Annotated in this window: 10 protein-coding genes and 1 tRNA gene; 6 read left to right on the top strand and 5 right to left on the bottom strand. The window is 64.2% G+C overall.

Features of this window, described 5'->3' with window-relative positions; all coding sequences use genetic code 11:
- Positions 1-45 precede the first annotated feature (45 nt).
- Positions 46-162: a photosystem I reaction center subunit VIII gene (locus H8F24_RS08185; protein ID WP_197157084.1), complete on the top strand. Its 117-nt coding sequence runs from the start codon at positions 46-48 to the stop codon at positions 160-162.
- Positions 163-216: 54 nt separating this feature from the next.
- Complete coding sequence (locus tag H8F24_RS08180; protein WP_197157086.1) at positions 217-708, top strand: photosystem I reaction center subunit XI; 492 nt, start codon at positions 217-219, stop codon at positions 706-708.
- Positions 709-1,887: 1,179 nt separating this feature from the next.
- Here H8F24_RS08180 and psaB read toward each other — a convergent pair.
- Both psaB and psaA read right to left on the bottom strand, forming a co-directional pair.
- Positions 1,888-4,101: a photosystem I core protein PsaB gene (gene psaB, locus H8F24_RS08175; RefSeq protein ID WP_197157088.1), complete on the bottom strand. Its 2,214-nt coding sequence runs from the start codon at positions 4,099-4,101 to the stop codon at positions 1,888-1,890.
- Positions 4,102-4,120: 19 nt separating this feature from the next.
- Positions 4,121-6,424, bottom strand: coding sequence for a photosystem I core protein PsaA (gene psaA, locus H8F24_RS08170; protein ID WP_197171707.1), 2,304 nt, complete (start codon positions 6,422-6,424; stop codon positions 4,121-4,123).
- A 613-nt stretch (positions 6,425-7,037) separates the two neighbouring features.
- Between psaA and H8F24_RS08165 the strand changes: the two genes are divergently transcribed.
- Positions 7,038-8,387: a hypothetical protein gene (locus H8F24_RS08165; RefSeq protein WP_197171705.1), complete on the top strand. Its 1,350-nt coding sequence runs from the start codon at positions 7,038-7,040 to the stop codon at positions 8,385-8,387.
- Positions 8,384-10,324, top strand: coding sequence for a precorrin-3B C(17)-methyltransferase (gene cobJ, locus H8F24_RS08160; protein WP_197171704.1), 1,941 nt, complete (start codon positions 8,384-8,386; stop codon positions 10,322-10,324). The genes H8F24_RS08165 and cobJ overlap by 4 nt, the downstream gene beginning before the upstream one ends.
- A 702-nt stretch (positions 10,325-11,026) precedes the next feature.
- Here the strand turns inward: cobJ and H8F24_RS08155 are convergent.
- Positions 11,027-11,980, bottom strand: coding sequence for an IS1595 family transposase (locus H8F24_RS08155; RefSeq protein WP_197170777.1), 954 nt, complete (start codon positions 11,978-11,980; stop codon positions 11,027-11,029).
- A 78-nt stretch (positions 11,981-12,058) separates the two neighbouring features.
- Here H8F24_RS08155 and H8F24_RS08150 point away from each other — a divergent pair, with 78 nt between their 5' ends.
- Positions 12,059-14,386, top strand: coding sequence for a bifunctional diguanylate cyclase/phosphodiesterase (locus H8F24_RS08150; RefSeq protein ID WP_197171702.1), 2,328 nt, complete (start codon positions 12,059-12,061; stop codon positions 14,384-14,386).
- 119 nt (positions 14,387-14,505) lie between these two features.
- Here the strand turns inward: H8F24_RS08150 and H8F24_RS08145 are convergent.
- Positions 14,506-14,579: transfer RNA gene (locus H8F24_RS08145), tRNA-Pro, on the bottom strand.
- A 74-nt stretch (positions 14,580-14,653) separates the two neighbouring features.
- Here H8F24_RS08145 and lipA point away from each other — a divergent pair.
- Entirely contained in the window at positions 14,654-15,544 is an 891-nt protein-coding gene (gene lipA / locus H8F24_RS08140) for a lipoyl synthase (RefSeq protein WP_197171700.1), read from the top strand.
- A gap of 138 nt (positions 15,545-15,682) precedes the next feature.
- Here the strand turns inward: lipA and gltB are convergent, their stop codons facing one another.
- Positions 15,683-20,290 carry a glutamate synthase large subunit gene (gene gltB / locus H8F24_RS08135; RefSeq protein ID WP_197171698.1) on the bottom strand — a complete coding sequence of 1,536 codons (4,608 nt, stop codon included), beginning with the start codon at positions 20,288-20,290 and terminating at the stop codon, positions 15,683-15,685.
- Positions 20,291-20,446: the final 156 nt, after the last annotated feature.

The following is a 20,446-nucleotide window of genomic DNA, read 5'->3' as shown; positions in this document are numbered from 1 at the left end:
TCAGACCTCTCCGTACAGTATCGACGATTCCTATTGGCCTATGCCATGACTGGAGAATTTGCAGCGGCCTGGTTGCCCTCAGTGTTCGTTCCCCTTGTGGGAATCCTGGGCCCAGCCGTGGCCATGGCCCTGTTGTTCAACGTGATCGAAGCGACCGACTGAGCCGTCGCGATCGCCTCCGGGTCTACCCGATCCCGTTCCCCTCATTCCGCCACCATGACCGTGACCCCCGTGGCCGACCCGACCGTCGGCAATCTGGCCACTCCCGTCAACAGCAGCTACTTCACCAAGGCCTTCCTGAACGCGCTGCCCGCCTATCGCCCTGCCCTGTCTCCCAACCGTCGCGGCCTGGAAGTGGGCATGGCCCATGGCTTCTTCCTCTACGGCCCCTTTGCGATCTGCGGACCGCTGCGCCTCACCGACTACGCCAGCACCGCCGGTCTTCTGGCCACCATTGGTCTGGTGTCGATTCTCACGGTGTGCCTGTCGATCTATGGCACTGCCGGCTCCGGCCCGAACGTCCAACCCCCTGACGCCACCATCGACAATCCGCCCGCCGACCTGTTCACCAAGGCAGGCTGGGCCGAATTCGCCAGCGGCTTCTGGCTGGGTGGCTGCGGCGGCGCCGCCTTCGCCTGGTTCCTCACAGGCACTGCCGTTGTGGCTCCGCTGGTGAACATCGCCGGTGGCGTCTGGAGTGTGAGCTGAGCCTCTGACTCGGCTTCAGCATCAACACAACCTGCCTGGACAGTCTTCGTACTTCTTTCCAAGCAATCCCCCGCCCAAGAGCAAACCAAAAAGCCCCGCCAAGGCGGGGCTTTTTCTGCGAAAGAATCTAGCTGGAAGCTACTGTGATTGAATCATTCATATTGAATCATTCTTTCAGCGCGATTGGCCGAAGGATTACACTCACTTCATGGACATCAGCGAGCCTGGAATCAGGCGACACTGCAGAGAGGGAGGCAGAGGCAGAGGCAGAGGCAGAGAAAGTTAGCAGACCGATGAAAGAAGACCATAGAAATCGGCCTAAAGAGACTAGGCCTTGAGACGACACTGCCACGCCGCAAGAGACAAGCCTGGAAACAGGTGGCGACAGATCCACCGACGATCTGCAGGCAATAAGATTCGCCAGCGGCCGCCAATGGGCTTGACGAAGCTCAGCAACATCTACTGCTACTGAAGACTTGCCTGATTCCTATTCCTGACCAGCAAACAGAAGCGTTACGGCCCAGACTCGATCGCCCTAAAGCTGAAGACGGGCAAGGGCGAGGATCACCACAACGCCAACCAAAGGCAGAGGCCGACAATCACGCCGCAACCAGACACAGAGAGTCCCTGCAATCGGAAGCAACCTACGCCATCGTCCTGAACTGCGTCGTCCCAGCTTGCAGCCCCTAGCCCTCTATCTTCCCCGAGCTCTCGGATTCACCAAGAAAAGGCCACAGGCGCTTGCAAATTGACAATTGGCGATTGATCGAGGCTCACACCATGCGCCTCAAGTGGCATGGCTCACATACCTGCTGTAGCGGGTTCAGAAGCTGTAAACGCGAGACCGGAATGACAAAAGCAAAAGGGCAAAGATTAAGCAGAAACAATGCAGAACCGTTGCTTCATCATCAACGAGTCGCAACCGATCAGATGAGCAAGAACCCGTTGCTATAGACATCTTCACTGGCACCTAGCCTCCCTGAACCCGATGACCAAGGACTCAAGAACCCCACGGTATAGCCAATCGGCAAACGTCTTCTTGGTCGAAACATCAAACACTCTTCACCAGCACACCAACGAAAAACCCCCGGCACAAGGCCAGGGGTGTCATCGTCCCTCGAGTGAAGGCAGGTCGAGTGAAGGTTATCGAGCCGGGCCAACGCGTGGCCCCGCGAAAACTCAGCCGAACTTGCCCGAGGTGGAAGCGATCAGGAAGGCAGCGTAGGTCAGGATGTAACCCACTGTGAAGTGAGCCAGACCAACCACACGGGCCTGAACGATCGAGAGAGCCACAGGCTTATCGCGCCAGCCCACCAGGTTGGCAAGCGGAGTGCGCTGATGCGCCCAGACAATCGTCTCGATCAGTTCCTGCCAGTAACCCCTCCAGGAGATCAGGAACATGAAGCCAGTGGCCCATACCAGGTGACCGAACAGGAACATCCAGGACCAGACGGCCAGGTTGTTCGAGCCAAACGGGTTGTAACCGTTGATCAGCTGGGAGCTGTTCAGCCAGAGGTAATCACGGAACCAGCCCATCAGATAGGTACTGGATTCGTTGAACTGAGCCACGTTGCCCTGCCAGATGGCGAGGTGCTTCCAATGCCAGTAGAAGGTGACCCAACCCACGGTGTTCAGAGCCCAGAAGACTGCCAGATAGAAGGCGTCCCAGGCAGAGATGTCGCAGGTACCGCCACGGCCAGGGCCATCGCAGGGGAAAGAGTAGCCGAAGTCCTTTTTATCGGGCATCAGCTTGGAACCCCGGGCATCCAGGGCGCCCTTCACCAGGATCAAGGTCGTGGTGTGCAGACCCAGCGCAATGGCGTGGTGCACAAGGAAATCACCAGGCCCGATCGGCAGGAACAGATCGGTATTGCCATTGATGGCATCCAGCCAGTAGTGATCGCCAGGGATGTTGGCCGAAGCCAGGGAGGCGGCACTACCAGGATTGGAGAGCAGCACGTCCATGCCGTACATCGCCTTGCCGGAAGCGGCCTGGACGAACTGGGCGAAGACGGGCTCGACGAGGATCTGCTTCTCGGGAGTTCCGAAAGCCACGACCACGTCGTTGTGGACGTAGAGACCCAGAGTGTGGAAGCCGAGGAACAGGGAAACCCAGCTGAGGTGGCTGATGATGGCTTCCTTGTGGTCGAGCATCCGGGCAAGAACGTTGTTCTTGTTGGCTTCCGGGTCGTAGTCGCGGATGAAGAAGATCGCACCGTGGGCGAAAGCACCGCACATCAGGAAGATGGCGATGTACTGGTGGTGCGTGTACAGCGCAGCCTGCGTTGTGTAGTCCTTCGCGATGAACGCGTAAGACGGCATCGCATACATGTGCTGAGCCACCAGGCTCGTCACCACACCGAGGCTGGCCAGCGCCAGACCCAGCTGGAAGTGGAGCGAGTTGTTGATGGTGTCGTAGAGACCCTTGTGGCCAGCTCCGAGGTCACCAGGGGTGCCCTTGGGCGGGTTGTGGGCTTCGAGGATCTCGCGGATGGAGTGACCGATACCGAAGTTGGTGCGGTACATGTGACCCGCGATCACGAAGATCACACCAATCGCCAGATGGTGATGGGCGATATCCGTGAGCCAGAGGGCTTCGGTCTGGGGGTGGAAGCCGCCCAGGAAGGTCAGGATCGCGGTACCCGAGCCTTCGGCGGTGCCGAAGACCTGATTCAGACCATCGGGATTCTGGGCATAGACGCCCCAGTTACCGGTGAAGAACGGAGCCAGACCAGCGGGGTGGGGCAGCACCGAAAGGAAGTTGTCCCAACCGACGTGCTGACCGCGGGCCTCAGGGATGGCGACGTGAACGAGGTGACCGGTCCAGGCGATGGAGCTGAAGCCGAACAGAACAGCCAGGTGGTGGTTCAGACGGGACTCAGCATTCTTGAACCAGGCCAGGGAAGGCCGGAACTTGGGCTGAAGGTGGAGCCAGCCGGCGAACAGAGCCCAAGCCGACAGGATCATCATGAAGATGGAGCCCTGATACAGCTCGGCGTTGGTGCGCATACCGATCGTGTACCACCAGTGGTACAGACCTGAATACGCGATGTTCACCGGAGAGGAAGCGCCCGCCTGGGTGAAGGCGGCAATCGCGCCTTGACCGAAGTGGGGATCCCAGATCGCATGCGCGATGGGACGGACGTGCAGAGGATCGGCGACCCACTGCTCAAAGTTGCCCTGCCAGGCGATATGGAACAGGTTGCCCGAAACCCAGAGGCCAATGATGGCCAGGTGACCGAAGTGGGTGGAGAACAGCTTTTGGTAAAGCCGCTCCTCGGTCATGCCGTCGTGACTCTCGAAGTCGTGAGCCGTGGCAATGCCGTACCAAATACGGCGGGTTGTCGGGTCCTGTGCCAGACCCTGGCTGAACGAAGGAAATTTCGTTGCCATTGGGAAAGGTCAGGAAAGGTCAGCCGACCGCAATGATGAGGGCCAGGAAGAAGGACCAGGTGGTCGCGATACCGCCCAGCAGGTAATGGGCGACACCAACGGCACGGCCTTGGGTGATCGAGAGCGCCCGCGGCTGAATGGCGGGGGCAACTTTCAGCTTGTTATGAGCCCAGACGATGGACTCAATCAGCTCTTGCCAGTAGCCGCGGCCACTGAACAGGAACATCAGGCTGAACGCCCAGATGAAGTGGGCACCCAGGAACATCAGACCGTATGCACTGGAGGATGAGCCGTAGCTGTTGATCACCTGTGCGGCCTGAGCCCAGAGGAAATCGCGGAGCCAGCCATTGATGGTGATGGCACTCTCAGCGAAGTTCCCGTTGGTGATATGCGAGACGCTGCCGTCTGCATTCACGGTTCCCCAGACATCGCTCTGCATTTTCCAACTGAAGTGGAAGATGACGATCGAGAGGGAGTTGTACATCCAGAACAGACCCAGGAACACATGGTCCCAAGCCGAAACCTGGCAGGTACCGCCACGGCCGGGGCCGTCGCAGGGGAAGCGGAAGCCGAGGTTGGCCTTGTCAGGGACAAGACGGGAACTGCGGCTGTACAGCACACCTTTCAGCAGGATCAACACCGTCACGTGGATGGTGAAGGCGTGAATGTGGTGCACCATGAAATCTGCCGTTCCCAGGGGAATCGGCGCGGCAGCAACCTTGCCACCCACGGCCACGACAGCGCCGTTGAACACCTCGCTCACACCCGCCAGGGCGTTGGGAGCGGTGGTGCCGGCTGCTGCGGCGTGAAGACCCTGAATCCACTGCGCGAAGATCGGCTTCAGCGCGATGGCGGAGTCACTGAACATGTCCTGGGGACGTCCCAGGGCACGCATGGTGTCGTTGTGGATATACAGACCGAAGCTGTGGAAGCCCAGCCAGATGCACACCCAATTGAGGTGACTGATCAGGGCGTCACGTGCCTTGAGCACCCGGTCGAGCACGTTGTCGATGTGCTTGGCGGGGTCATAGTCACGCACCATCGCGATGGCGGCGTGGGCACCGGCACCGACGATCAGGAAGCCACCGATCCACATGTGGTGGGTGAAGATCGAAAGCTGGGTGGGGTAGTCGATGCCGATATAGGGATATGGAGGCATCGAGTACATGTGGTGCGCCACAATGATGCTCAGCGAACCCATCAATGCAAGGTTCACGCCAAGCTGGGCGTGCCACGAAGTGGTCATGAACTCGAAAAGTCCGTCATGACCTTTGGGAGCTGGGAAGAGCAGAGGATCGCCCTTCTGGCCCTCAAGGATTTCCTTGATGCTGTGGCCAATGCCCCAGTTGGTCCGGTACATGTGACCGGCAACAATGAACAGGACCGCAATCGCCAGGTGGTGATGGGCGATGTCTGTCATCCACAGACTGCCGGTGACAGGATTCAGACCACCCTTGAAGGTGAGGAAATCACTGTAGGCAGCCCAGTTCCCGCTGAAGAACGCCGAGATGCCGGCACCAAAACCGGGGAACAACTGAGTCAGCAGCTCCTGGTTGAGGAATTCATGGGGAAGGGGGATGTCCGCCACCGAAGCGATGGTCTTGCCGTTCAGCACCAGCGGTGAGCCGGCGTCGATGGCATCCATCAACTGGGTGGTGGGCAGGGACACATGCAGCAGGTGCCCCGTCCAGGACAGGGAACCCAGGCCGAGCAGGCCAGCCAGATGGTGGTTGAGCATGGACTCAACGTTCTGGAACCACTCGAGCTTGGGAGCCGCCTTGTGGTAATGGAAGACGCCGGCATTGAGCATCAGGCCGGCCATCACCAAGGCACCGATGGCGGTGGCCATCAGTTGGGTTTCAGAAGTGAAACCCCAGGCCCGCCAGACGTGGAACAGGCCTGAAGTGATCTGAATGCCGTGGAATCCGGCACCCACATCACCGTTGAGAATTTCCTGGCCAAAGATCGGCCAAACCACCTGAGCCGAAGGCTTGACGTGCAGGGGGTCGGCCAGCCAGCCGGTGTAGTTGGAGAAGCGGGCACCATGGAAGAAGGCACCGCTCAACCAGATGAAGATGACGGCCAGATGGCCGAAATGAGCCGAGAAGATCTTGCGAGAAACCTCTTCAAGATCACTCGTGTGGCTGTCGAAGTCGTGAGCGTTGGCGTGGAGGTTCCAAACCCAGGTGGTGGTTTTGGGACCCTTGGCGAGGGAGCGATCGAAATGCCCGGGTTTGCCGAACAGTTCGAAGGTCGCCGGAACCGGGTTCCGATCGACCTGGGCTTTCGCCGTTTTCCCACGCTCTGGTGGGCTGATGGTCATCGAGACGTTCCTCGAGGGACGGGGTCGAGGTGGAGGTCCACCCCTTACACCCGCTGTGGCGAATTCGGCGCGGAACGCCGGCGCCGCCACGGCGAGTGACGGGCCCTATGAACAGAAAGACGAGCGTCCTGCCCATGGGCGCCAGGCGAACAAGGCTCTGCCCAAAAGGGCGAAAACGCTTGCTACGACTGGTGCGAGGGGCCCCTGAAAGGGGACCGCTGGCGAAAGTATAGGGGTCAGTTTCAATCGGATCCCCCCGCCAGTTACAAAGGTTCAATCCCCACGCTTTCCAGGCCTGGCAAGGGGTTTGACAGGGAGCGAGTCACATCGAGAGACCCCAAAATCCAGAGTCTGCACTAGCACCAGACGCGAAAGACTTGCTACCAGAGCTATAGACAGCTGCCTGCCTTGGCGATCGGTGAGCAGAATGCCTGCAGACGACGATGAATCGGACGTGCGATCAGACCTGCAGGGCACGAAAGGGTCGCAACGTCAGAGCCAGCGGGCATTCGGGCGAGTCTGGGAATCTGGATGGGGGCGCATGGGATGGAGGTGGATCCCCCGACCGGTTCTGAGCTGGATCAGCGGCACGGCCGGGGACCAGAGACCGGCCTTGGCGAGGCCCGCCGGACGGCTGATGACACGGCTGTTCAGCTGGATCGTGCTGGTGGGCCTGGTGGTTGGGGCCTCAGGTTGTAGCGCGGTGGCGGCCCGAGTGGGCTTCGGACCCAAGCAACGTCAGGAGGGCGGGGCCGGCATCCTGAGCCGGCCGACCCCTTCCGCCCTGCGGGAGGTGGCGCCACCCCCAGGAGTCCAGCAACTGATGGGCGCCCTGGGGGAGCATCAGCCCAGGGTGGAAATCCTCAGCCCCCGCAACGGATCCACCCAGGCTGAGGGTGACTGGATCCTGCAGCTGGCCGTGCGGGACTGGCCCCTGGTGGACGCCGGTCCCCTGGGACTGGGCCCCCATCTGGTGGTGCAAATCGATGGGGATCCCCCGATCCGCCTGCACGACGCCGATCAGCTGGCGCTGAACTTGCCGCCCCTGTCGCCCGGCAGCCACCGGATCACCGCCTATGCCGCCAGGCCCTGGGGTGAGGCCGTCAAGAGCCCTGGCGCCCAGGCCCAGATCGTGGTGCACCGTGTGGCCGCCAACCCCCTCGGAGTGCCGGCGGTCGGATCCCCCCAGCTGATCGTGGCCAGTCCAGCCCTCACCGTTTCCGCCCAACCGGTGCTGCTCGACTGGCTGCTTCTGGATGCGCCGCTGCAACATCTGCGGCCGAACGACGACAGCTGGCGCCTGCGCGTCACCCTGAACGGCGACAGCTTCCTGGTGGATCGCAACGACCCCCTCTGGCTGCAGGGCTGGCGTCCGGGCTCCAACGCCCTTGTGCTGGAGCTGGTCGATGGCCAGGGCGAACCCCTGAATGCGCCGTTCAACAGCCTGGTGCAGGAGGTGCGGCTTGAACCCGGGCCCAGGCCGATCTGGCAGGGAGGCCGCCTCGATGCCCTGACCGTGGCCCAGCTGCTAGGGGAAGCTCCGCCACCGCAACCCGAGGTCGCTGAGACCGTCGAGGCCGTCGAGGCATTCGTTCCGACGATCCCACCGGCGCTGGAGCCATCACCTGAAGCCTCACCGGCCCTTGAAGAGGACTCCCCCCGGTCGCCCCAGGCAGACCTAGACAACGATCAGGACCAGGCAAAACAGCTGGAGCAGAGTCCGGTCAGTCGCGAACCTGTGGATACCGAGCTTCCGGATGGCGCCGCTCAGGCGCCTGAGCCGCAGGAATCTGTGCAACAGGAGCTCAAGCCACAGGGCGCAGACACCAACGCTGGCAGCAGCAACGAGGACAAGGAATCAGGACCCGAGCCGATCGAGGCCGCACCGACTCTGAAGACCGACACGATGACCTCCCCACCAGCCGATGTGACCACGCCGCTCGTCATCCAGGAGGAAGCATGAGCCTGGAACGCAAAGGGCCGGTGCTGGGCCTGGGCTTCAGCGAAGCCGCGCGGGCCCTGCTGGCCCAGCTGCAGCAGGCCGGCCTAGTGGATCGCGTGCGACTGCCTGGCACGGCGTCGAGGCCAGGGCTTGAGCCAGGCGCCGGGGTCAGCGCGGCGGATGACGCATCCGACCCGGCCAGCTGGCTGCGGCACCACTGGGACGGGGCCAGCGCCGTGGTGGCGGTGGGAGCCTGCGGTCTGGTGATCCGCCTGGTGGCGCCACTGCTGCAAGACAAGTCCAGCGACCCAGCCGTGGTGGTGCTCGACCCGCAGGGACGCTTCGCCATTCCACTGCTTGGCGGCCATGCTGGCGGCGGCGAAGCACTGAGCCATCGACTGGCGGCCCTGCTGGGCGGGCAGGCTGTCGTCACCGGCGCCAGCTCAGGCCAGGGCCGACTGGCGCTCGACAGCTTCGGCACAGCCTGGGGCTGGCGCCGGGGCAGCGGCGACTGGACCCGGCTGATGCAGCGAGCCTCCCCGACGGCCGGCAACCTCCTCCCTTCTCCAGGCTCTCCCCTGCTTGTGCAGCAGGACTGTGGCGAAACGGGGTGGACCGCCCTGGAAGCCAGCCAGGCTCTGGGGCTTCAGGTACAGGGAAGCCAGACTCCTCGCCAGCAGACCACGGCTGAACCATCGGCCGATCTCTGGATCACCGCTTACCAAGGCCGTGGCTGCCGCTGGCATCCACCAACCCTCTGGCTCGGCATCGGCTGCGAGCGGAACACCAGTTCCAGCCTGCTGGAACGCCTGGTGGCACGCGGCCTCAGCAACACCGGACTGGCCCGTGAAGCCGTCGCCGGCCTGGGCAGCATCGACCGCAAGGGCGACGAGCCGGCGCTGCTGGAGCTGGCGAAGCGCCATGGCTGGCCGCTGCGGCTCTTCGAGGCCAACGCTCTGGATGCCATGGCCGTGCCCAACCCGTCACAGGTGGTGGCCGGTGAGATGGGCACCGCCAGCGTGGCGGAAGCGTCGGCCTTGCTCGCCGCCGAGGCGATCACGCCCTGGGGCATCACCTCCTCTGCCCATGGGACCGTCCCCAGCCCCCGTCTGCTGCTGCCCAAGACGATCGAGAAGGCCGGCCCCGGGGAATCCGGAGCCGCCACCCTGGCGATCGCCTTCAGTCCGCGGCAATCGGCGCCGGCCCGGGGCCGGCTGGATCTGGTCGGCAGCGGACCGGGCAGCCTCGATCTGCTCACCCCCGATGCCCGCCGTGCCCTGGCGGAGGCCACCATCTGGGTGGGCTATGGGCTCTATCTCGATCTGCTGGAACCCCTGCGCCGGCCGGATCAACAGCGCATTGACGGGAAACTCACCGAGGAGCGTCAGCGCTGCGCCACCGCCCTGGAGCTGGCCGGGGCCGGCCTGCCCATCGCCCTGATCTCCTCCGGAGACAGCGGCATCTACGGCATGGCTGGCCTGGCCCTGGAGCTCTGGGGCCAACTGCCCAGCGATCAGCGACCGGCGTTCGCGGTGCATCCCGGCATCTCGGCGCTGCAACTGGCGGCGGCCCGCTGCGGCGCCCCCCTGATGCACGACTTCTGCACCATCAGCCTCAGCGACCGGCTCACCCCCTGGGCAGTGATCGAACGCCGGCTGGAAGCGGCCGCCGCCGGTGATTTCGTGGTGGCGCTCTACAACCCCCGCTCGCGGGGCCGGGACTGGCAGCTGGATCGGGCCCGGGAGCTGCTGCTGCAAGGGCGCCCCAAGACAACACCTGTGGCCCTGGCCCGTCAGCTGGGCCGGGCGGAAGAGGCCGTGACCCTGCACACCCTCGGAGATCTGCCGGTGGAGCAGGTCGACATGCTCACCCTGGTGCTGGTGGGCAATAGCAGCACCGTCGTCTGCGATGGGCGGATGGTGACCCCGCGGGGCTATCCAGGAGCTGAGCTCAGCTGACCCCACCAGAGCTTAAATAGAAGAATCGGGGTAACAGGATTGGGCCGCCTTGTGATCAGCGGGTTCCGCAGGTCATCGCCGCCTGCTCTGGATCCTGGGCCTGGTTCTGGCCTTGATCGTCTGGGCGAATCCGGTTCTCCCGCAAGGAAGGAACCCCACTGTTGAGCTTCGACCTGGTGGTGGTGCTCTCGGCCTGCGCCCTGGACCGCTTCAGGACGGGTCATGACACCTTCGGTCACCAGACCGGGGACGCTGTGCTCCGGGGCAGGGCGGATCTGGTGCGTCCTGCCTGCGGGCTTCGGATCTGGTGGCCCGAATCGGCGGCGATGCGCTTCTGGTGGCCCTCACTGGCGGCGACTGGCGAGCGAACCCGTGTCCCTGGTGGAGCAAAGGGGCATCGATCGACGACTTGATGGCGCGGGCGGATGAAGCCATGGACGGGGACAGGCAGCACAGGGTCGTGACCTGGTCGTGACCATTCCCCCGACGGGTTGCGTGGATCCCTCCGCCAGGGTGACCAGGCCCAACCCTGTGTCATCGCATGTGTCCGTCCTGCTGCCGTGATCGGGATCCCATCAGACTGCTTCCAGTCAAAGCAGATCAAGGGCCAATCAATCCATGAGTCATCAGGGCTCTTTCCTGACACCCACAGAGCCTGCCGACATCCGCCGCCAGTTGTTAATTTTACATCTGGCAACTTGATTACCCATAAGCCTCCGCAAGCCTGAGATCCCGCTCCGTGCAAGGCATGCAGCAGCAGACTGCATTGGCGATGCGCTCGGTCATCTCAGCCATGGCAAAGCGCCGATTGAAGCGGAAGCAGAAGCCGCCCAGGTAGCGCTTGGCGTACTTGTCAAAGTTGAAGGCATGGAAGGTGCCGTTGAAGCTGGTCTTTAGGTTGCCCAGCAGGGTGTTGATCCAGCGGAACTGCGGCAGGTCGTTGGGGTGCTTGCCGGTGGTGACATTCGCCTTGTGGTGGCAGTTGGCCGTTGTCACGGCGCGGAAGCAGGCCAGGCCATCGGAGAGTACATCGCTACCGGGAGTCAGATTATTCAAGGACCAGTTAGCGATCGCCTCTGAACTGAAGCTATTCACCGGCGCGATCTTTGCGTGGATCGGATGGCCGGACTCGTTCAACGAGACGGCTGCCACGATCGGAATCTTGTTTTCTGATCCGCGACCCACCTTGCCGCCAGTGCGTTCTCCGCCGAGGTAAGCATCATCTATCTGAATCTTTCCCCGCAGCAGATACTCCTCCTCCCGTTCGCTCATCGCCCGCAGGATCTTGTTGTGAAGCAGCCAGGCGGTGTCGTAGTTGACGCCCAGGTGACGACTCAATTCCAGCGAGGAGATCCCGTTCTTGGCCTGGCCGATCAGATAAAAGGCCAGGAACCAGTTTGTCAGAGGGAGCTTGGTGGCCTGCAGGATCGTGCCGGCCGTGAGTGTTGTCTGATGGCCGCAGTTGCGGCATTGGTAGCGCTTGAGTCGTCGGCCGTAAACCAGGCCATGCTCATGCCCATTGCAGCGAGGGCACCGGAACCCATCCGGCCAGCGAGCCTTCTCCAGAGCAGCCTCACATTGCTCCTCTGTGCCGTAGAGCCGCTGGAACTCAGGCAGAGACAGGCCCTTCTGGAACTGGATGCCGTTGCGCGCCATGGCCAGAACAGTATCTGTGTACCACTCTAGTCGGGACAAATGGCCTGCGCGGAGCGAGCTGGGTAATCAAGTCTGGCAATGGTCGGGCTGTTCCTTCTCGATCTGACCCTGCCGCGCAACGTCCCGCTGCTGCCCTATTACTTCCTGGTGGTGGCGCTCTCGGCGAGCGTCGTGACGCCACGCCGGATGATCCCCCTGATTGTGCAGGCCTATGCACTGGCGATCGCGTCGGGGCTCTACTGGGGCTTCTTTCCCTCGACCGACTACCTCACGCGCCTGCTGGCACTCTCCGGTGTGGTGGCTGTGGCCGTGCATCTCGCGGCCCAGCGTTCACGGGAGTCAGCACAGCGACGCCGCAGTGAGGAGCTCTTCAGGACCACGATCGACAATTCCGCCGCCGGCGTGGGCCTGACCGATGCCAGCGGTCGCTTTTTCCTGACGAACCCGGCCTTCTGCGAGATCCTTGGCTGCGACCCCCAATCCACCCACTCCCTGCACTGGCAAGACATCACCCATCCGGACGACGTCAAGCGCGAGCAGGTTCTCGTGGAGGAGATCCTGGCCAACCGGCGCTCCAGCTATCGAATCAAGGTGCGCACTGGTTCGGACAGGGAACGACCCGTCTGGATCGATCTCTGCGTGTCCTGCTCCCGGAACCCGAGCGGAGATGTGGAGTTTCTGATCGGCCAGTTCATCGACATCACGCTCCAGGTTGAGGCCGAGGGGGCCCTGAACAGGACCGAGCAGCTGCTGCACCGCACCCTGGAACAATGCAGTGTGGGCCTGGCGCTGTGCGCCCCGGATACGGGGACCATCCTGCAGGCCAATGGGCAGCTCAGCTCCCTGCTGGGGCTGGGCCCGGCCGTGCTGGCCCGGGGAAGCCTGAAGCAGGTGTTTGCCGCCCTGGAGCTTGTGTCCGTGGAGGATCCACAGGCCGCAACACCGATGGACCCTGCCGCGCTGGCGAGCGTGCTGCGCGGTGAAATCGACGGCTACGGCGTGCGGGTGAGGTTCCGGCGGGCGGACGGGCTGAGGGGCTGGGGGAATCTGCAGCTCAGCAACCTCCGCGATGCCCATGGTGCAGTGGTGCATGTGCTGCTGGAGCTCGACGAGATCACCGAGATCGTGGCCCAGGCGGAATACCTCCTGACAGCTGCCGCCGCCGGCGTGGTGGGGATCTGGGACTGGGATCCGGTGAACGACGTGCTCACCTGGGATTCGGTCATGTACCAGATCTACGGTGTGGATCCGGAGAAGTTCTCCGGTGCGGTGGAGGCGTGGTCGCAGACGGTCCATCCCGAGGACCGCCAGTTCGCTCAGAGCGAACTGGCGGCGGCCGTGCGCGGCGAGCGCGAGTACGCCCTCCGTTTTCGGGTGGTCTGGCCCGATGGAGGGGTGCGTTACATCCAGGCCGCGTCGCGCCGGTTCTTCGATGACGCGGGCAAGGTGGTGCGGATCATGGGCGTGAATTACGACGTCACGGAGCTGGTGCAGGCCCAGCAGCAGCTCAAGGCCGAGCAGCAGCGGCTGAGCATCACCCTCGATTCCCTGCTCGATCCCCATCTACTGCTCGGGCCGGTGCGGGACGAGGAGGGGCGGATCACGGATCTGCGCATCCTGCGGGCCAACCCCGCCGCCGCTGCTTACAACCACATGCCCCTCGACGAGTTCGTGGGGAGCACCCTGCGGCAGTTCTGGCCGGGTCATGTTGAGAACGGACTGTTCGATCGTTATCTGCAGGTGCTGGCCACCGGAGAACCGCTGGTGCTTGATGAGTTCGAGTACCACCAGCATGAGGTGCATGGCGGCATACGGCAATTCGACATCCGGGTGGTGAAGGTGGGCGACGAACTCAGCGTCATCTGGCGCGATGTGACGGAGCGGATCGCCATCAAGAAGGCGCTGGAACTGCGGGCCGCCACTGACAGCCTCACCACCTTGCTGAACCGGGAGGAGGTCTTCACGCAGATCGAGCAGCTCATGGGCCGCGACCAGCGCCGGGGAGGGGAGCTGGCGGTGCTCTTCTGCGACCTTGACCGCTTCAAGGAGGTGAACGACACCTACGGCCACCAAGCCGGCGATGCGGTGCTGCAGGCCATGGCCGAGCGGCTCCGCTCCTGCCTGCGCGCCTCGGACCTGGCCGCCCGGATCGGCGGTGATGAGCTGATGGTGGTGCTCCCCGGAGTGCAGGGCCTGGAGGATGCGATCGCCATCGGGGAGAAGCTGCGGCGCCTGGCGAGTGAACCGGTGCCGATCCCCGAGGGGGAGGCGCAGATCACGGTGAGTGTGGGGGTGGCTCTGGCGCGCCCCGGCGAATCGATGGATGGCCTGATCGCCCGGGCCGATGGCGCGATGTACGCCGCGAAGGAGCGAGGCCGTAACCAGGTGGTGGCGATCCCGGCCTGAACGCCACCGGTCATGCCCACCCGATTGATCTGAATGGAGCAGAGGTCCGCGAGACCTGTCCTGACAGGGAGCTGCTCCTTCCAGCTAGCAAACTGCTGGCGGGGAAGCGAGGAGAAGAGTCGGGATGACAGGATTCGAACCTGCGGCCCCTTCGTCCCGAACGAAGTGCGCTACCAAGCTGCGCCACATCCCGATTTCCGGAGTGTAAGGGATCGCCCCAGCCGGCTGGCCGAGACCGGTTTCTAGAGTCGTGCATTGCGCCCGGCCATGGTGACCAGCCAGCCCACCCCCACCAAACCCGAGTGGCTCCGGGTGAAGGCGCCCCAGCGGGAGCGGATCGGAGCCGTGGCCGATCTGCTGGTAGACCTGAAGCTCAACACGGTCTGCCAGGAGGCCAGCTGCCCCAACATCGGCGAGTGTTTCGCCGGAGGCACGGCCACCTTTCTGATCATGGGGCCCGGCTGCACACGGGCCTGCCCCTACTGCGACATCGACTTCGACAAGAGCGTGCGCAGCCTCGATCCCAGCGAACCGGAGCGGCTGGGGGAAGCGGTGAGCCGGATGGGGCTCAGCCACGTGGTGATCACCTCGGTGAACCGCGACGACCTTTCCGACGGCGGTGCCAGCCAGTTCGTGGCCTGCATCGAAGCGGTGCGCCGCCGCTCGCCCCTCACCACGATCGAGTTGCTGATCCCCGACTTCTGCGGCAACTGGGAGGCCCTGGCTGCGGTGATGGCGGCCGCGCCCGAGGTGCTGAACCACAACATCGAGACCGTGCCGCGTCTCTATCGCCAGGTGCGGCCCCAGGGGATCTACAAACGCTCCCTGGAGCTGCTGCAGAGGGTGCACGAAAGCTGGCCCCGCACCTACACCAAATCAGGCCTGATGGTGGGACTGGGCGAACACGACGCCGAGGTGGACGACGTGCTCCGCGATCTGCGCGCCCACGCGGTGGACATCGTGACCATCGGCCAGTACCTCTCCCCCGGCCCCAAGCATCTGCCTGTGCAGCGCTTCGTGACACCCGCTCAGTTCGAGGGCTTCCGCCTCCATGGAGAGGACCATCTGGGCTTCCTGCAGGTGGTGAGCTCCCCTCTGACCCGAAGTAGCTACCACGCCGGGGAGGTGCAGCGGTTGATGCGGGAATTCCCCCGCTGAGCACCAGGGAGCCCGCGCTGGTCCATCACCGGAGTGGCAGCAGGATGGTCAGTGGACAGGAAGCAACTGTCCCTCCCGGGAGAGTGAATCCATCCGGGGAGAGTGAATCCATGTCGTGACCGCAGTGGACACAGCCACTCAGGCGGCCACTGCCTCCCGTTCGGTCAGGCCAAGGTTGGCCTTCTCGCTGGGGGGCACCAGCACCTTGAAGCGGGGCTTCCAGCTGGGCCAATCGGCCAGGATCAGGGCCGCCCGGCTGCTGCCGGTTGCCTCCAGATGGGCCTCCAGCAAGGGCCGCAGCAGGGCCTCCTGCTCAGGGGTGGTGAGGTCGCAGAGGGCGACGATCTCCGGATTGAGACGATCGCGCAAGGCGTCGTGTTCGTCCAGCAGGAACGCCACACCGCCGGTCATGCCGGCAGCCACGTTGCGGCCAGTGCTGCCCAGCACCACCACCACGCCACCGGTCATGTATTCGCAGCAGTGGTCACCGGCACCCTCCACCACGGTGGCGGCACCGCTGTTGCGCACGGCGAAGCGCTCACCGGCGCGGCCCAGGGCGAACAGCTCGCCACCGGTGGCCCCGTAGAGGCAGGTGTTGCCGAGGATCACCTGGCTGCCAGGGTCATGCACCCCAGCTGGGGGCACCACGGTGATGCGACCGCCGTTGATGCCCTTGCCGACGTAATCGTTGGCCTCGCCCACCAGCCGCAGTGTCATGCCCTTCAGCAGGAAAGCGCCGAAGCTCTGGCCGGCGGCACCGTCGAAACTGAGATCGACACGACCACCAAAGCCCGTGTTGCCGTAGCGGGCGGCAATCTCGCCGGAGAGGCGGGCACCCACACTGCGATCAGTGTTCACGATCGGCAGGGTGCGAACCACCGCACCATGGCCGTCGATGGCCGCCATCACGGCGGGGTCAGCCAGCAGCTGGTCTTCCAGCACCGGACCGTTGCCGTGGGCCTGGCCGTCATGGCGAAGCCAGATGCGGTCAGCAGCAGCCTCAATCGGAGCCAGCAGACAGGAGAGATCCAGCGATCCGGTCTTGGCCAGTGCCACGTCGCGCATCTCAAGCAGATCGGTCCGGCCGATCAGGTGCTCCAGGCGAGCCACTCCGAGCACGCTGAGCAACTGGCGCACTTCTTCAGCGATAAACAGGAAGAAGCTCACCACATGCTCGGGCAGACCGGTGAAGCGTTGACGCAGGGCCTCCTTCTGGGTTGCCACCCCCACCGGACAGTTGTTGGTGTGGCAGACGCGGGCCATGATGCAGCCCTCGGCGATCATCGCCACCGAGCCGAATCCGTATTCCTCGGCGCCGAGCAGGGCGGCGATCAGCACATCCCAGCCGGTCTTGAGGCCTCCATCGGCGCGCAGCAGAACCCGATCGCGCAGGCCGTTCTCCAGCAGGCTGCGGTGCACTTCAGTGAGCCCCAGCTCCCAGGGGCTGCCGGCATGTTTGATCGAGCTCAGCGGTGAGGCTCCGGTGCCGCCATCGTGGCCGGAGATCTGAATCACGTCGGCGTTGGCCTTGGCCACGCCGGCAGCAATGGTGCCGATTCCAATCTCAGACACCAGCTTGACGCTCACCTTGGCGGCGGGATGTACCTGGTGAAGGTCGTGAATCAGCTGGGCCAGATCCTCGATCGAATAGATGTCGTGGTGAGGCGGCGGCGAGATCAAGGCCACGCCGGGCTTGCTGTTGCGAAGCCAGGCGATGTAGGGGTCCACCTTGGGCCCCGGCAACTGACCACCCTCGCCGGGCTTCGCGCCCTGGGCCACCTTGATTTCCAGCTGGCTGCCGCTGCGGAGATACTCGGGAGTCACACCGAAGCGCCCCGAAGCGATCTGCTTGATCGCCGAATTGGCCGAGTCTCCGCGGCGAAGGCCGCGGATGGTGGAGAGAGTGGCCGAGTGGCCCTGATCGTCCACATCGGCGAGGGGCCGGAAGCGGGCAGGATCCTCACCGCCCTCGCCACTGTTGCTCTTGCCACCGATGCGGTTCATCGCGATCGCCAGCACCTCGTGGGCCTCCCGCGAGAGGGCCCCCAGGCTCATGCCACCGGTGCAGAAGCGGCTGCAGATGCTCTCGACGCTCTCCACCTGATCCAGGGGCAGGGGTTCAGGAGCCGGTCGCAACTGGAGCAGATCCCTCAGGGCCGTGACCGGACGATTCTCCAGCAGGGTCTTGTAGGTGGAGAAATGGTCGTACCCAGGACCTTGCTTCACAGCGGCGTGCAAGGCCTTGGCCATCTCCGGGCTGTTGAGATGGAACTCGCCGCCAGTGCGGTACTGCACAAAGCCCATGAACTCCAGCTTGGTGCGGTTGAGTTCGGGATAGGCCTTGGCGTGGAAGGCCAGGGTCTCGCAGGCCAGATCGGTGAGGCTCAGACCGGCGACGCGGCTGGTGGTGCCCTTGAAGGCCAGCTCGATCAGATCGGCGCCGATGCCGATCGCCTCGAAGATCTGGGCGCCGTGATAGCTGGCCAGCAGGGAGATGCCGATCTTGGAGAGGATCTTGCGCAGGCCATCTTCGAGAGCCTTGCGCACGTTCGCCTGGGCCTGGTCCACGCTGAGGGCGGGCAGCTTGCCGCGCTCGATCAGCGACTGGGTCTTGGGGTGGGCCAGCCAGTGGCGGGTGGTTTCAAACGCAAGCCAGGGGCAGACAGCACTGGCGCCATAGCCGATCAGGCAGGCGAGGTGGTGAGTCGTCCAGCACTGGGCCGTGTCGACCACCAGGGAACAGCGCAGCCGCAGCCCGAGGTTGAGCAAGTGATGGTGTACCGCGCCCACCGCCAGCAGAGGGGGGATGTAGGTGATCGTCGACCCAATCCCGGCGGATCCACCCTCAGGACCCTGCCGATCGGAGAGCACCAGGATCTGGCAGCCGTTCCGCACCGCTTCGGCAGCGGCATCCCTCAGGCGCCGCACAGCCACCTCAAGGCCAGCGGGGCCAGCGGTCACGGCATAGAGGGTGGAGAGGGTGCCCAGAGGGATGTGATGAGCACCCAGGTCAGCGAGTTCGGCCTCATTGAGGACGGGGGTCTCGAGATGGAGCCCGGAGGCCGCCTGCGGCTCGGGCTTCAGGGCGGACCCCCGCCGCCCCAGGAACATCTCGAGGCTCATCACCAGCTTTTCCCGCAGCGGGTCGATCGGCGGGTTGGTGACCTGGGCGAAACGTTGCTTGAAATAGTCGAACAACAGGTGGGGCTTACTGGAGAGCACGGCCAGCGGGATGTCGTCACCCATGCAGTAGGTGGGCTCCTTCGCCGCTCCGGCCATGTCCTCGATCACCAGGTCCAGGTCTTCGGCGCTGAAACCGAAGGCGGTCTGGTGCTGCAGCAGGTCCAGATCCCCGAGACGCTGCTCCTGCTCCCAGGGCTGCGGCAACAGGCTGCGACGGTGCTCAGCCAGCCAGGCGCCATAGGGGTGACGGGCCGCCGCTTCCTCCTTCACCTCCCAGTTGTGGAGGAGGCGGCCGTTCTCGAGATCCACCGCCAGCATCTGGCCGGGGCCGAGCCGCCCTTTCTCCAGGATGCGGCTCTCCTCCAGATCCACCACACCGGTCTCCGAGCCCATCACCACATAGCCATCGGTGGTGATGCAGTAGCGGGCCGGCCGCAGGCCGTTGCGGTCGAGAGTGGCGCCGACACTGCGACCATCGGTGAAGACAAGCAGGGCAGGACCGTCCCAGGGCTCCTGCAGACAGGAGTTGAATTCATACATCGCCTGGATGGCCGGGCGGCTCTCCAGCTCGGGCTGGTTGAGGAAGGCTTCCGGCACCAGGGTCAGCAGGCTGTCGGTGATCGGCCGACCGCTGCGCACCATCAGCTCAAGGGTGGCATCAAGGTTGGCCGAATCGCTGAAGGCGGCGTTCACCACCGGCCGGATGTCCGCGGCGCTGTCACCCCATGCGTCCTCGAGGTGGGCTTCAGCAGCCCGGGCCCAGTTGAGATTTCCCAGCAGAGTGTTGATCTCGCCGTTATGGCCCAGCAGCCGCATCGGCTGCGCCAGGGGCCAGCGGGGCAAGGTGTTGGTGCTGAAGCGGCGGTGATAGACCGCGAAGCTCACCGCGAAGCGCGGATCCCGCAGGTCGCCGTAGAAGGCGGCCAGCACGGCGGAACGCACCATGCCTTTGTAAACAACGGTGCGACCACTGAGGGAGGCGAAATAAAGGTCGTTCGGGCCGGGGCCCCAGGCTTCGCGAGCCCGGTCGCCGATGCGGCGGCGCAGGCGAAACAGCAGGGCCTCAAGGGCGTCACCATCCTGGTCGGACGCGAGCAGCCACTGCTCGATGGCCGGTGCAGTCTGGCGCGCCAGAACCCCCAGCACCTCAGGAGCAACAGGCACCTTGCGCCAGCCAAGCGAGCGCAGATCCAGCCGCTCAGCCTCCTGCTCGCAGAAGTGACGGGCCTGATCCCGCAGGCCTGCATCTGCCGGCATGAACACCATGCCCAGTCCGCGCACACTCCCCTCCGCCGCTGCCGCCTCGGGCCAGACGGCCTCGAGATAACCCCAGGGAATGCCACAGAGCAGCCCGGCGCCGTCGCCGGAATCACTGTCACCGCCACAGCCACCGCGGTGTTCCATGCATTCGAGCCCTCGCAGGGCCTGCTGCAGGACCCAGTGGCTCGGCTCACCATTGAGGTGCGCCAGAAAACCGACACCGCAGGCATCCTTCTCCCCGGCCACGGCCGCCGGCGCCGGGCTGTCGCAATGGGGCCAAACGGGCTGGGTGTAACGGGGCATAACGCTGGACGGGACCTGCGGACACGACGTGCGACTGCTAAGACCGATGGCGGTATGGCCCCGGCGATACGCAGAACGGTCCATCGTAGGGACTGACACTACCGAAGTTGCACCCCTGACGCCGTTCCAATCGCGACCCACCGGTTCCGCCGAGGC

This window comes from Synechococcus sp. CBW1002, from assembly GCF_015840915.1.
Classification (GTDB): Bacteria; Cyanobacteriota; Cyanobacteriia; order PCC-6307; family Cyanobiaceae; genus CBW1002.
The sequence above is the reverse complement of the archived record's forward strand: the minus strand, read 5'-3'. Positions and strand labels throughout refer to the sequence as shown.